The 12640-nt window shown below is 74.2% G+C and carries 9 protein-coding genes; all 9 read right to left on the minus strand.

The features are described from left to right. Window positions 1-38: 38 nt before the first annotated feature. Window positions 39-2564 (minus strand): acyl-CoA reductase, encoded by a 2526-nt coding sequence (locus tag ACFV0G_RS22275; protein WP_380550507.1) that lies wholly within the window; start codon window positions 2562-2564, stop codon window positions 39-41. Continuing rightward, window positions 2561-3727 (minus strand): acyl-protein synthase, encoded by a 1167-nt coding sequence (locus ACFV0G_RS22280; protein ID WP_380550530.1) that lies wholly within the window; start codon window positions 3725-3727, stop codon window positions 2561-2563. The genes ACFV0G_RS22275 and ACFV0G_RS22280 overlap by 4 nt, the downstream gene beginning before the upstream one ends. 11 nt (window positions 3728-3738) lie before the next feature. Beyond that, on the minus strand, window positions 3739-4890 hold the full coding sequence (locus ACFV0G_RS22285) for a GNAT family N-acetyltransferase (protein WP_380550510.1): 1152 nt from the start codon (window positions 4888-4890) through the stop codon (window positions 3739-3741). Between the two features lie 2 nt (window positions 4891-4892). Further along, window positions 4893-6242 carry an MFS transporter gene (locus ACFV0G_RS22290; RefSeq protein WP_380550513.1) on the minus strand — a complete coding sequence of 450 codons (1350 nt, stop codon included), beginning with the start codon at window positions 6240-6242 and terminating at the stop codon, window positions 4893-4895. Continuing rightward, window positions 6239-7501: a phenylacetate--CoA ligase family protein gene (locus tag ACFV0G_RS22295; RefSeq protein ID WP_380550516.1), complete on the minus strand. Its 1263-nt coding sequence runs from the start codon at window positions 7499-7501 to the stop codon at window positions 6239-6241. The genes ACFV0G_RS22290 and ACFV0G_RS22295 overlap by 4 nt, the downstream gene beginning before the upstream one ends. A gap of 539 nt (window positions 7502-8040) precedes the next feature. Further along, entirely contained in the window at window positions 8041-9057 is a 1017-nt protein-coding gene (locus ACFV0G_RS22300; RefSeq protein ID WP_380550518.1) for a 3-oxoacyl-ACP synthase III family protein, read from the minus strand. Continuing rightward, on the minus strand, window positions 9054-9743 hold the full coding sequence (locus ACFV0G_RS22305) for an SRPBCC family protein (RefSeq protein ID WP_380550521.1): 690 nt from the start codon (window positions 9741-9743) through the stop codon (window positions 9054-9056). The genes ACFV0G_RS22300 and ACFV0G_RS22305 overlap by 4 nt, the downstream gene beginning before the upstream one ends. Then, window positions 9715-11475: a thiamine pyrophosphate-binding protein gene (locus ACFV0G_RS22310; RefSeq protein ID WP_380550524.1), complete on the minus strand. Its 1761-nt coding sequence runs from the start codon at window positions 11473-11475 to the stop codon at window positions 9715-9717. Before ACFV0G_RS22310 ends, ACFV0G_RS22305 begins: the two co-directional genes overlap by 29 nt. After that, window positions 11472-12491, minus strand: a complete 1020-nt coding sequence (locus ACFV0G_RS22315) for a GlxA family transcriptional regulator (RefSeq protein WP_380550527.1) — start codon at window positions 12489-12491, stop codon at window positions 11472-11474. The genes ACFV0G_RS22310 and ACFV0G_RS22315 overlap by 4 nt, the downstream gene beginning before the upstream one ends. Window positions 12492-12640: the final 149 nt, after the last annotated feature.

A 12640-nucleotide genomic window follows, 5' to 3' on the forward strand; every position in this document is an offset into this window, starting at 1 on the left:
GGGCCCGCCACCGGGCCCGGCCCCGGCCCCGGGCGTTGTCACACCGCGGCCTCCCGCCGGTCGATCACCGTCCGCAGCTTGCCGCTGGTGGGTGTCCGCTCGAAGGCGGCCGTGTCGGCCGTGTCGACCGTGCAGGTGAGCAGGTCCTCGGCCACGGCGGAGCCCAGCTCGGGGATGGCGGTCAGGAAGGCCTCGCGGGCGGCCGTCGCGTCCGGGGCGTACCGCTCGTCGAGCCGGACGGTGACCCGCTCCCTGCCGTCGCCGGCGTCCAGGACCAGCTGCAGCTCGCCGCGGTAGCCCAGATCCTCCTCCGCCACCGCGATGAAGCGCCGGACGTTGAGGAAGTACGTGCCGACCCGGACGACGTCCCCGTACCGGCCCAGGAGTTCGATCCTCGGGGTGTGGCTGCCGCAGGGGCACACGCCCCCGACCGCGCGGCCGAGGTCGCCGATCTGGTACCGCTCCAGGCGCTGCCCCGTCCGGGTGCGGCTGGTGAAGACCAGGCGGCCCGGTTGCCCGGCGGCCACCGGACGGTCGGCCTCCGGGTCCAGGATCTCCGGGGTGTGCAGGTCGGTCAGGACGTGGTGGACCGAGCCCTCGGCGTGGGTGCACTGGTAGCCGAGCGGCCCCAGGTCGGTGCTGCCGTACGCCGCCGAGCGGATCACCTCGACGCCGAACTCCTCGGTGAGCACCCGGCGCTGTTCCGCCGTGAAGTGCTCGCCGCCGTAGAACACCTTGCGGATCCCGCCGTACCCGCGCAGCACGGTGCCCTGGGAGTGGAACAGCTGCCAGAGGTAGGAGGGCATGCCGAACACGGTGTCCGCTCCGTACGTCACCAGCGCCTCGGCGGTGGCGGTGTGGTCGGGGCCGGCCGCGATCGGGAGCTGGGTGGCGTTGAGCCGCTCCAGGATCGAGAAGAAGCTGATGAAGCTTCCGTACATGCCGCCGCAGTAGAACAGGTTGGCGGCGCGGTCCCGGGCCGGGTCGAACCCGGCGGCGAGCAGGCCGTCGGCGGCGGCCCGCATCTGGGTGTCGTAGTCGGCGTTGGTGAACACCGACAGGGCGGGGGCCCCGGTGCTGCCGCCGCTGCGGAAGTAGAGGTGGGCGTGGTCCGGCGCGAGGGTCCGCAGCTGCTCCTGCACGCCGGCCTTGTCCAGCAGCGGCCCGCTCGGCGCGGCGGGGACGGCGGCCGGGGCCGCCAGGTCGTCGAGGCAGGCGGTGGTGGCGAAGGCCTCGTCCAGCCGGACGCTGACGCGGCGGCTGTAGCGCTGGAGCGCGTAGACGCCGTCGTGGGGCTCGCCGTGGTAGCTGTCGAGCATCGCGCCGACCGGGGTGACCCGCAGCACGCCGGCGGCGACGACCGCCTGCGACAGCCGGGCGACGTCGGCGCGGCTGCCGCCGATCGCGGCGGTCTGCAGGTAGCGGCGCATCGGGCGCAGCACGGTCATCACGGAGGTGCGGGGCAGCGGCTTGACCCAGACGCTGCGGTTGAGCGGCGAGGCCGCCAGGGCGGGGCGGGTGTCGGCGAGGACGCGCCAGGAACCGTCCTCGGCGGCGACGACCCGGGTGAGGCCGAGGTGTTCCTCCAGCCGCGCGAGGAGTTCGGTGGTGGTGATCTCGGCGTGCTCGGCCGGTTCGAGCTCGGGCCGGGGCACCTTGGCGGAGGCGTCGGCGAGGTGGGCCGCGAAGCGCTCGGCGAAGGCGAAGACCGTACCGTCGTCCTCGGTGTCGAGGTAGATCACCTGGGGGCTGGAGCAGGCCTGCTGCTCGAAGCGGCAGACGTCGGCGGCGAGCGCGTCCAGCGTCCCCCCGTCCGACCAGGCGTCGCCGGTGAGGTAGGCGAAGGAGATCCGGTGCCCCCACTCGACCAGCCGGCAGCCGGCCGGGACCAGTCCGGCGACCGAGCGGACGGCGTCCTCGCCGCCCCAGACCGCCACCGCGTCGGCGGGCCCGCACAGCTGCCGCAGCCACTCGGTGCGCGCGGAGGAGAAGCGCAGCACGACGATCCGGCGCGCCAGCGCACCGCTCGGGTCGGCGGCGGCCAGCTCGGCGAGCAGGTGCTGGGCGAGCAGGGTGTCGCCGCTGCTGGTCTTCAGGACGTTGAGGTTCCCGGTGAGCAGGCCCTCGACGACGCTCAGCGGTGCGACGGCGGCGGCGTTGCCGGGGGCGATGTGGACCAGCAGTCCGACCGGGGCCCAGGCCTCGAAGGTGGTCTCGCGGGCGTCGGGCCGGGTGAGGCGCTCGGGGTGCAGTCCGCCGAGCTCGCGTCGGAGCTTGCGCTCCAGGGCCGGGCGGGCGATCGCGCCGGCGATCTCGGAGAGCAGGGCTGCGGCGTCGTCCGCATCGGTGCCGCCGTCGGTCAGCACGCCGAGCAGCCGGGTGCGGACCGGGCCGTCGGGCGTGCCGAGGGCGTCGGCGAGGTGGGCGCAGGCGCTCAGCACCAGCTCGGTGGGGAGCGGTTCGGCGAGGGTGCGGGCGGCGAGGTCCGGGAGCTCGGCGAGCCGGCGGGCGACCTCCTCGTCGTCGATGAACGAGCCCTGCCAGTAGTGGGGTCCGGTGGTCACGACAGTCCCTTCAGGAGTTCCGCGGCGGCCGCCGCGCAGGTGCGGTTGCGGCTGACCCCGGCGCGGCCGTGGACGGTGAACCACGGCGTGGGCAGGGGGCAGGGGCACTCCTGCGCGGGGTGCAGCGAGGCGAGGTCGCCCATGACGACGCTCTGCGCCGGCACCGAGGTGATGTACGGGGAGACCAGGTGGAGGAAGCCGCGTTCGCCGTACGGCAGCGGCTCCAGGGTGCGGGTGTCGCGCACGGCCGCCCGCGACCAGACCGGGACGTGCAGCCGGTGGTGCCCGCACTCGATGTACGGCACGCAGTGCTCCACCGAGCCGAAGGTGTCGCGGATCCGGTCGGAGGGGATGCCCAACTGCTCGGTGACCTCGGCGTAGAACTCGTCCTTGCCGATCTGCTTGTCGGCGTGGCCCTTCCAGCCGCCGCCGAGCAGTACCAGGGAGTCGGCGGGGAGTTGGAGCGGCGGCAGGCCGAGGGCCCGCATCCGCTCCAGGGTGAAGTGCAGGAAGGCGGGGAAGCCGAGGATCCGGACCGGCAGCCCGTCCTCGGCGTACCGCCGCAGCGCCTCGATGCAGCCGTGGACGTCGAACTCGTGGCCGCTGCCGGTGTGCCGCAGCGCGTGCGTGGTGTGGTTCGCCGGTGCGAAGTCGCAGAGGTAGTTGTCGGTGAACGAGGTGCCGAGCTTGAGCTGCGGGGCGGGCTCGTAGCTGTACAGCAGGTAGTTGACGGCCCGGTCGGGCGTGATCCAGCCGTAGTGGTCGAAGATGCGGGCCACCATGCGCTGCGCGGAGCGGATCGTCCAGGTGTCGAAGAACATCTGCGACTTCTGACCGGTGGTGCCGGAGGAGGTGAGGTGGAGGAACACCTCCTCCCGCGGGATGGAGAGCATCTCGTGCCGTTTGAAGAAGTTGGCGTGCACCAGGGGTGTGCGGATCCCCTCGCCGACGGTCGGCGCCGACCTCTCCGCCGGGCCGTCCAGCAGCGAGCGGAGGAACGGGGAGCGCTGCGCGTGCCAGGCGTTGGTCTCGGCCATCGCGGCGGCGAACAGCGCGTCCGCCTCGGGCCCGGCCGCGTACGGGGCGGCCAGGTCGCACAGCTGCTGGACGTGCGGGAGCGCGGCGGGGTCGGGTACGTCGACCGGCGCGAGATGGGCGTTCACGGGAGGGACGGTCACGGGGCAACCTCGGGAAGGGTCAGGTAGGTCGAGGTCCAGGCGGTCAGGTAGGCCAGCAGGTAAGGCTGGAGCGGGCCGCTGACGGCCGTGGTCCTGAAGTCGATCTGTCGGCCGGTCCGGGAGAGCACGACGTAGTCGTGGAACCGGTCGCCGATCCGGCGCATCGCCGGGTAGACGGCGCTGGGGATGAACCCGGCGGCCAGGAAGGCGTCGAGCCCGGCGGCGTCGGCCAGCGGCAGCAGCGTCTCGACGTAGTCGGCACCCGCGCGGGTGACGGCCGCCATCAGCGGCTCCAGCGCCCCCGTGACGGCTGCCGGGGACGGGTGCACGGCGACCAGCGAGCAGCTCGCCGCGACCGGGTCCAGGTCGGCGTACGCCTCGAACGCGCCGTCCGGCGGGGTGAGGACGGCATTCGGGACGTGCAGCGGGAAGAACCGCTCTCCCGGGTCGGGGAAGAGCTCCAGGAACCGGCGGCGGACGAAGCCGGGCGCGGTGATCAGCTCCATCGGCGCGGTCACCGGCGCGGTCACCGGTGCGGCCCGCCCGGCGGGCGGGACGGGGCCGTCCGGCGGGCGCGGCCCGCCGTACTCGAGGCCGGTGCTCTGCCGGGCCGCCTCCAGCAGCGGCAGCAGGCCGGCCGGCACCGGGCCGACGCTCTCCCGCCGGGCCAGCACGCCGTCGGCGTGCCGGGCGAACAGCGCGAGGCTCTCGCACCCGGCCACCTCGACGGCGTTCGGCATCAGACCGAGGGCCTGGAAGCCGTTGCGGGTGAAGACCTGCTGCGGGCCGGGGGTGACCACCCGGACGGTCGCGTAGATCGAGTCCAGGGCGCCGGTCGCGAAGGAGTCCCCGCACACCGCGGCGGTCAGCCGTCCGGCGAGCCCGCCGCCGCGCTGCTCCGGGTGGACCGCCAGGCCCACCAGCTTGCCGATCCGGCTGCCGGGGTCGGTCTGCACCGCCACCGACCCGGCCAGCAGGCCGGCGTCCTCGTGGCGCGCGGTCAGCCAGTGGGTGTGCGGGTCGGCGATCAGGCGGCGCATCTCCGCGGGGTCGCTGCCGAGCGCGACCGGATAGCCGTGGCCGTAGACGTCGAAGTAGAGCTGGCGCAGCTGCGCGACGTCCTGCGGGGCCGCGGGGGCGATCCTCACGGTCACCGCCCGGCCCCGATCGGCTGCGCGGCCGGGGCCGGGCCGTCCTGCGGGGCTGCCGAGGGCGCCGGGCCGTCCGGCGCGCACCGTCCGGTCCACCACAGCGCGGCGGCGACCGGCAGCACGCCGAGGGCCTGGACCAGGCACAGCGTCCGCGCCGGGAGGTGGTCGCCGAGCAGGCCGAAGACCAGCGACGACACCGGGAAGGTCGCCCCCAGCAGTGCCTGCATCACCGCGAAGAAGCCGGGCCGGTCGCCGGCCGGCACCAGCCGTTGGAACAGTGCCACGAACCGCACGCCGATCACGCCCACGCACCAGCCGGCGACCGCCATCGATGCGACCGCCGCGGCCCGGCCGGCGGCCAGGCCGGGCAGGCCGAGCGCGCCGGCCATCAGGACCAGGCAGCCGGCGCCGACCGCGGTGGGTGCGCCCGGGAGGCGGCCGCCCGTGAACGAGCCCACCAGGGTGCCCGCGCCGAGGGCCGCCTCCAGGGCGGCGACGGTCGAGCCGTCGGCGTGCAGCACCGTCCGGGTGTACAGCGGCATCACCACGAACACCGCGGTGGTGAACAGGTTGGCCGCGGTGAAGCAGAGCAGCACCCGCCGGATGAAGGGGAGTTCGGACAGGATGCGGCGCAGCGGACGCGTCCGGGCGCGTGCGTCGCCGTCGCCGTCGCCGTTGCCGTCGCCGTCGGTGGCCGGTGCGTTCGCGGCCGGGGCCTCCGCGGTCCGTGCGTCCGGGGCCGGGAACCGGGTCGCGCCGATCAGCGAGGCCGCCAGCAGGTAGGCCCCTGCGCACCCGGCGACGACGCCGGCCGGGCCCGTGCCGTCGACCACCAGCGGGCCGAGCAGGCCGCCGGCGAGCCCTGCCAGCGACTGCGTGCCGAGCTCGAACCCGGTCGCGGTCTCGATGTCGGCGTCCTCGACCAGCTCGGGGACGGACGTGGTCAGGCAGGGGTCGAAGACCGCCTGGCAGCCCGCCAGCAGGAGCGCGGCACCGTAGGCGACGACCGGCGGCGGCGTCGCGGCGTACGTCCAGCCGGCCGTGCCGAGGGCGGCCAGGCCGGCGACGGCGGCCGAGGCGCCCAGCACCGTCCGGTGCGGGCGGCGGGCGATGAGCGCGGCTGCCGCGGGTGCGAGCACGACCGCGGGCAGGGTGCTGACGGCGAGGAAGGCGCCGGACGCGAGGCCGCGGTCGGCGCCGGCGGCGTGGCCCACCAGCCACCACACCGTGCCGACCTGGAACATCCGTCCGGCGGCCTGGGTGAGCACCTGGGCGGCCCACACGGCGCCGAACCGCCGGTTGCGCAGGACGAGCGGCAGCCGGCGCGCGGCCGTTCCCCCGGCCGTCATGAGTGCGGCCGTTCGTCCAGGACGCGGATCAGCTTGCCGGTCCGCGTGTTGACGGCCAACTCGTGCCGGCGCACCCACCGGACGGACAGCGGGTGGACGTGGCGGGCGGCGACGGCCTCCGGGTACAGCGGTCGCGCCGCGTGGATCCCGGCCTCGACGGCGGCGGCCAGCTCGGGGAGGCCCGTCGGGTCCCCGTCGCAGGCCAGGCGCAGCACCAGCCCGTCCCGGCCGTCCCAGCGGCGCACCACCAGCTGCACACCGGTCACCCGGCCGGCCGGGTCGGCGGCCCGGACGAGGTCGAGCACGTCCTGGGTGTAGAGCGACACCGGCCCCACCCGGACGCCCTCCTGGGCCCGGCCGAGGATGCGGAACCGCCCGGCGGCGGCGTCGGTCCACTCCGCGCGGTCCCCGACGGGGTAGCGCAGGACCGGCATCAGCCGTCGCCGGAGGTCGGTCACCACGACCCGGCCCGGGACTCCCTCCTCGGTGATCGGTTCGCCGGTGAGGTCGTCGAGGATCTCCACCACCGTCTCCGGAGCGAACACCCGGTGCACCCGGGTGTCCGGTCCCGGCACCGGCCGGCCGAGCAGCCCGGCGTCGACGGCGGCGTAGCCGATCGAGGAGACCCGGGCGCGGGGGAACACCTTGGCGAGCAGGGGGTGCTGGTCCTGGTAGAGGCCCTCGCCGCCGAACAGCAGCAGCTCCACGTGCGGGAGTTCGCGACCGGAGGCGAGCAGGTGATCGGCGAGCGCGCACAGCGTCGTCGGGGTGCCGGCCACCACCTCTGCCGCGAACTGCTCCAGCGTCTGCGCGGTCGACTCCAGCGGCGCCGCTCCGCCGATCGGCAGGCGGACATTGGCGACGGGCGAGCGGTGCAGCGAGTCGAGGACGAAGGTGTAACTGGCGTACAGGTCGCCCGCGTAGAAGAGATCGGCGACCCGGTGCCCCGGGCGCAGGCCGGCATCGACCATGCCGGCGCCGAAGGAGGTGGTGAACTCCCGCCACTCCTCGCGGCTGTAGAACGAGAACTTCGGCGAGCCGGTGGTGCCGCCGCTCTTGAAGACCACGGCCTCCTCCAGCGGACCGGTCAGCAGCCGGTTGCCGCGAGGCGTGTTCGCCTGCCAGAACTCGGCCTGCGGGACGACCGGAAGATCGGTCAGCTTCGTCGTCCGGTCGGGCAGACCAGCGTACAGCTCCGCATAGAAGGGTGAATTGCGGCGCACGAAGCGTATGAGTTCGGCTGTCGGTTGAACGGGCATCAATTCCTGCTTTGTGGCATGCGAGGACCGGGCGGAGGGTCGTCCGGTAAACGACCTCGCCCGATCGGTCGAGGGTGATCGATGATCCGGTGGCATGCGGAATTCGGATTCCGCCGCGACCCTGTCGGGTCACTGGACCGGTACACGCCGGGCTGCGGTGTCGAGGGTTCCGATGAGCCGCTGATCACGGGTCAACCTGCGCGAAGTAAAGAGTGCTTGGCCGCCCGCTCGCCCAAAACACAGGCTAGCACTCCCGTATGCCTTCGGATTGCAGCTCGGGCCCTGCGCGAGGGGCGCGCATCGGCGAGCTGAGGCTCCATCAAGCGAATATGCCCGGCCGGCGGCAATGGAATGGTGAGGTACATCTCACCGCCGGTCGGTCGGCGGATGATCCGCACGAACCGGCGCTATTTCGCCGGGTTGTCGTAGTTGAATGCAAGACATTTCAGGTGCGCCTGCCTGATTGCAGAACAGATGCCGGAATTGCCGCCCGCCGTTCGGCGGGTGCCGACCCCGTCGAACGGCGGAGAGCCCGGCCGTCAGGCGCCGGTGCCGCCCCAGCGAACGGCGGCCGCGCCCGCATAGTCGCCCGCGTGCGCGAAACCGCCGAGCACCACCAGATCGCCGTCCTTCACCCGGCCGGCCCGCAGCGCCCGGTCCAGGGTGACGGGGATCGCGGCGCCGAAGAGGTTGCCGCACCGGTCGAAGGTGTCGGGATGCCGCTCGGGCGGAAGGCCCAGCGACCGCTGCCAGTTCTCCAGGAAGGTGCGGTTGGGCTGGTTGGTGACCAGCAGATCGATCTCCGCGGTGGGGACGCCGATCCGCGCACAGACCTCGGCCACCAGGTCGGGCACGAGCCGGTTGCCGCGTTCGAGGACGGTGCCGACGCTCTCCTCGGTGAACCCGATCCGCAGCTGGGACCGCCCCGGTTCCCAGTAGCGCCGGCCGTCCTCCAGGACGGCGGTCATGTCGCCGCCGTGGGCGCCGATGTGGCGGCCGGCCACGGCCAGCACCGGTGAGGCCGCCGACGTGGTGACGTAGCCGACTCCGCAGCCGTCCCCGGGGATCGCTGCCTGGGCGAGCCGGCGCACCTCGGACTGGGTGAAGAGCTGCCCGGCGGCGGTCTGCGCGTTGCAGATCAGCGCCGTCCGCGCCTCGGTGGTGCGAAGGATCTGCCGGGCCAGTTCCAGCATGTGCACGAAGGAGGCGCAGCCCGCGTTGGCCACGTCGACCAGCCAGGACGGGTTCAGGCCGAGCCGGCGCGCGACCTCGGTGCCCGCCCCGACGAACGGGCTGTCCGGCAGCTGGCTGTGCACCAGCAGGACGTCCACCGCGCGGATCTCATCCCGGCCGTGCCGCTCGATCAGCGGCTGCACGGCCCGCTCCACCAGGTCGACGTTGCTCTCCCCGGCCACGTGGTGCCGCAGCGCCGGGACCCGGAACATCGGGCTGTCCCTGAGCCTGTCCTCCGCGCCCGGGTGGTCGGTGTAGAACGAGGCGGGCACCGGCTCCCCGGGCAGGTACCCGGAGACGTCGGTCAGGCTGACGGTCCTCACGCCGCCCCCCGAGCCGCGCCGGTGACCACCGCGCGCGGCGGCACGCCCACCGGCAGGCCGTTGCGGTGCCGGTGCTCCAGGATCGCCTTGAGGTTGGCCATCTCCACCGTGTGGCCCGCGTAGAAGAGGTCCCAGTACGCGCCCACCCAGGTCCGGTCCGGGCCCGGTGCGAGCTCGGGGCGGGGGTTGGCGTCGTAGTTCGGGTGCCGGCAGTTGGTCCAGGTGATGACGGACCCGGGCCGCCCCAGCACGAGCTCGGCGGGAACGACCCGCATCAGGTAGATCATCCAGAGCTGCTCGCCCTGGTCCCACGCGCAGTGGAAGTCCACCGTCCGGGCCTCGGCGTTGGACTCCACCCGGCAGTGGATCCTGGTCCGCGCCTCCAGCAGGTCGTCCCCGACCCAGAGGCCGGGCGTGCCGCCGGGCTCGAAGTTCCGCAGGCTGAACGTCCACTCCTCCAGGTGGTGTCCCTGCCGCAGGTAGGCGTACGCGTCGTCCGGCGGGCAGTCCACGTACTCGTGGATCGTGCAGTACTGCCCGTAGACCTCCTGGTGCGGGTAGGCCGGGCGGGTCAGCTCCGCGCAGCGGGCCGCCAGGGCGGCCGGGTCGGTGTTCTCCACCGTGGTCAGGCCGGGCACTGCGGTCGGGCCGGCCGGCTCAGCCGGCGTGGACGGTGCAACGCTCATGATCGGTCTCCTCGTGGTCGGCCGGCACCGGGCCGGCGGCGGTCTGGAAGGGGAGGAACGGGGGGATCTCCGCGGGGTCGACGTCCACCGCCACCAGGACCGGGCCGCCCGCCGTGTTGCCGCGCAGCAGCGCCTGCCGCAGCTGCGGGCCGGTGGCGGCCCGGGTCACGGCCAGGGTGGGGAACAGGCCGGCCGCGCCCGCGGCGATGTCCGAGGGGAGGAAGAGGCTGGCCGGGTGCGAGGCGCCCAGGAACAGCTGCTCGCGGGTGGCGCACATGGCGTGGGCGTTGTTGTTCAGGATCACGAACGTGACCGGTGCGCCGTACTCGAGCGCGGTGTGCACCTCCATGCCGTGCATGAAGAACGATCCGTCCCCGGCGAGCACGTAGGTGCGCTGCCCAGTGGCGAGCGCCGCACCGATCCCGGCGCCGAACGTGTAGCCCATGCCGCCCATGCCGACGGCCACCACGAACCGCCCGCCCCGCGTCGCCGGGAGCCGGTGGATCGCACTGGCTCCGGTGTTCCCGGCGTCCACGAAGACATGGGCGTCCGGCGGCAGGGCATCCGCCACCGCAGCCAGCGCCTCGGTATGGGAGAGCCGCCCGGCGGCGGGAGGCGGGGGCGCCAGCGGAACCGGTCCGGCGTGCCCGGGGGCGGGACGGACGTCGGCGGGCAGCCGGTCGGCAAGGTGCCGCAGGGTGTCGCGCAGATCGCCGGACAGGTGGCCGTCGGGGAGGCACGGGACGAACGGCGGCTCGGGGTCGATGCAGATCACCGGGGTCGCGGCCAGCGCCGACTCCAGTCCGCCACGGGCCAGCACCGGCAGGCGCGTGCCGACGAGCAGACAGAGCTCGGCCCGCCGCAGGCAGTCCAGCACGTTCGGATGCCCCATCACCCCGGCCACGCCCGCGAAGTGCTGATCGGCGTTGTCGAACACGTCCTTGGCGTCCGGCGTGACCGCCACCCAGGCACCCGACCTGGCCGTCAGCTCGGCGAGTTCCTGCTTCGCCCCGGCCGCGGCGACGCCCTCGCCGGCGATCACCAGCACCCGGGCGGCGCCCCGCAGCCGCTCCGCCGCGCGGTCCGGCCGCATCGGCGGAGTGCGGTACCCGGGCGCCCGGGCGGGCGGCGGCGTCTGCCGGACCGGTGACAGCGCGGCCTGCTGGACGTCCTTGGGCAGCAGCAGCACGGCGGGCCCGCGGGGGTGCGAGCGGGCCGCGGCCATCGCCTCCGCGAGCAGCCGCGGCAGGTCGTCCGGGCGCTCGACCCGGGCGCAGAACCGGCTGACCGGTGCGAACAGCCGATGGGCGTCGAGCGATCCGGCCCGCCCGCTGGAGTCCTGGAAGGCGCCGAGCCCGTCCAGTGCGGTGGGCGGCTGTCCGACGAGGGCCAGCACCGGGACGCGTGAGGCGTACGCCTCCGCCAGCCCCGGCAGCAGATTCATCGCGCCGCCGCCCGAGGTGGCTGCGACGACGCCGAGCCGCCCGGTGGTGCGGGCGTACCCGTCCGCCATGGTGACGGCCGAGAACTCGTGCTTCGCCACGACGGTCCGCGGCCGGCCCCCGGCGCGGCCCAGGGCGTCGTACAGGTCCTCGATGTTCGCGCCGCCGACGCCGAACACCAGCCGGACCCCGGCCTCGGCCAGCGCGGCCGCCAGGTGGTCGACGACGCGGGCCCCGGCGGCCTGGTCCGCGGCGCCGGCCGGCGGGGTCGCCCGGATGTCGGTGGTCACGGGGTGCTGCTCCTCTCCGCCGGTCCGGCGCCGAGGACCAGGCCGGCCGGCTCGATGGCCTGGAAGCGCCGCCGGTACTCGTTCGGGGCGACCTCCAGCGTCCGGCCGAAGGAACGGAAGAAGGTCTCCGCGGAGGCGAATCCGCAGCGGCGGGCGATCTGGCCGACCGGCAGTTCGGTGGACTCCAGCAGCTGCCGGGCCCGGGCGATGCGCATCTGCTCGATGTACTGGCCCGGCGGAGTGCCGACCTCGCGCCGGAAGACCCGGGCGAAGTTGCGCACGCTCATGTTGGCGCGCCGGGCCACCTCGGGTACGGGCAGCGGCTGTTCGAGGTTCCCCAGGATCCACTCCTGCGCGGCCCGGATCGGCGGGCGATCGGCCAGCTGGGCCTCCAGGACCGTACTGAACTGCGACTGGCCGCCGTCGCGTTTGAAGAACAGCACCAGGAAGCGGGCCACCTCCAGCGCGAGCGAGGCGCCGTGATCGGCCTCGACCAGGGCGAGCGCCAGATCGATCCCGGTGGTCACACCGGCCGAGGTCGCACAGTTGCCGTCCCAGACGAAGATCGGATCCGGGTCGACCGTCACCTCCGGGTAACGCCGGGCCAGTTCGTCGCAGAACGCCCAGTGGGTGGTCGCCCTCCGGCCGTTGAGCAGCCCCGCCTCGGCGAGCAGGAACGCGCCGCCGCAGACGGAGACCACCCGCCGCGAGCGCCCGGCAGCCCGCCCGATCCAGGACACCAGCTCCCGGTCGGCCAACGCCTCGGGCAGGCTCCAGCCGCCCGGCACGAGGAGCGTGTCGATCGGGCCCTCGCCCGTCCGGAGCGGCTCCGCGTCGATCACGATCCCCGCGCTGGTCCGCACCCGCGGCGCACCGGGCGAGACGATCTCGATCCGGTACTCGTCCTCCTCTCCCGGACACCGCCGGTTGGCGGTGTCGAACACCTCGATCGGGCCCGTGATGTCGAGGGCCTGAGCACCCGGGTAGACCACCACAACAACTCGTCGCTGAGACACCGTCACAGCCTGTGTCCGGCCGGGGCGTGGCGGCAATGACGGCTTACTGACGAATTCGGCCACCGGAGTGCGCACGCCCCTCGCCGACCAGCGGTGATGACACGGCGTCACGAACCGCTGTGAGGTGAGTCATACGCCCTGCGTACGCC

This window comes from Kitasatospora sp. NPDC059571, assembly GCF_042735675.1.
Lineage (GTDB): Bacteria > Actinomycetota > Actinomycetes > Streptomycetales > Streptomycetaceae > Kitasatospora.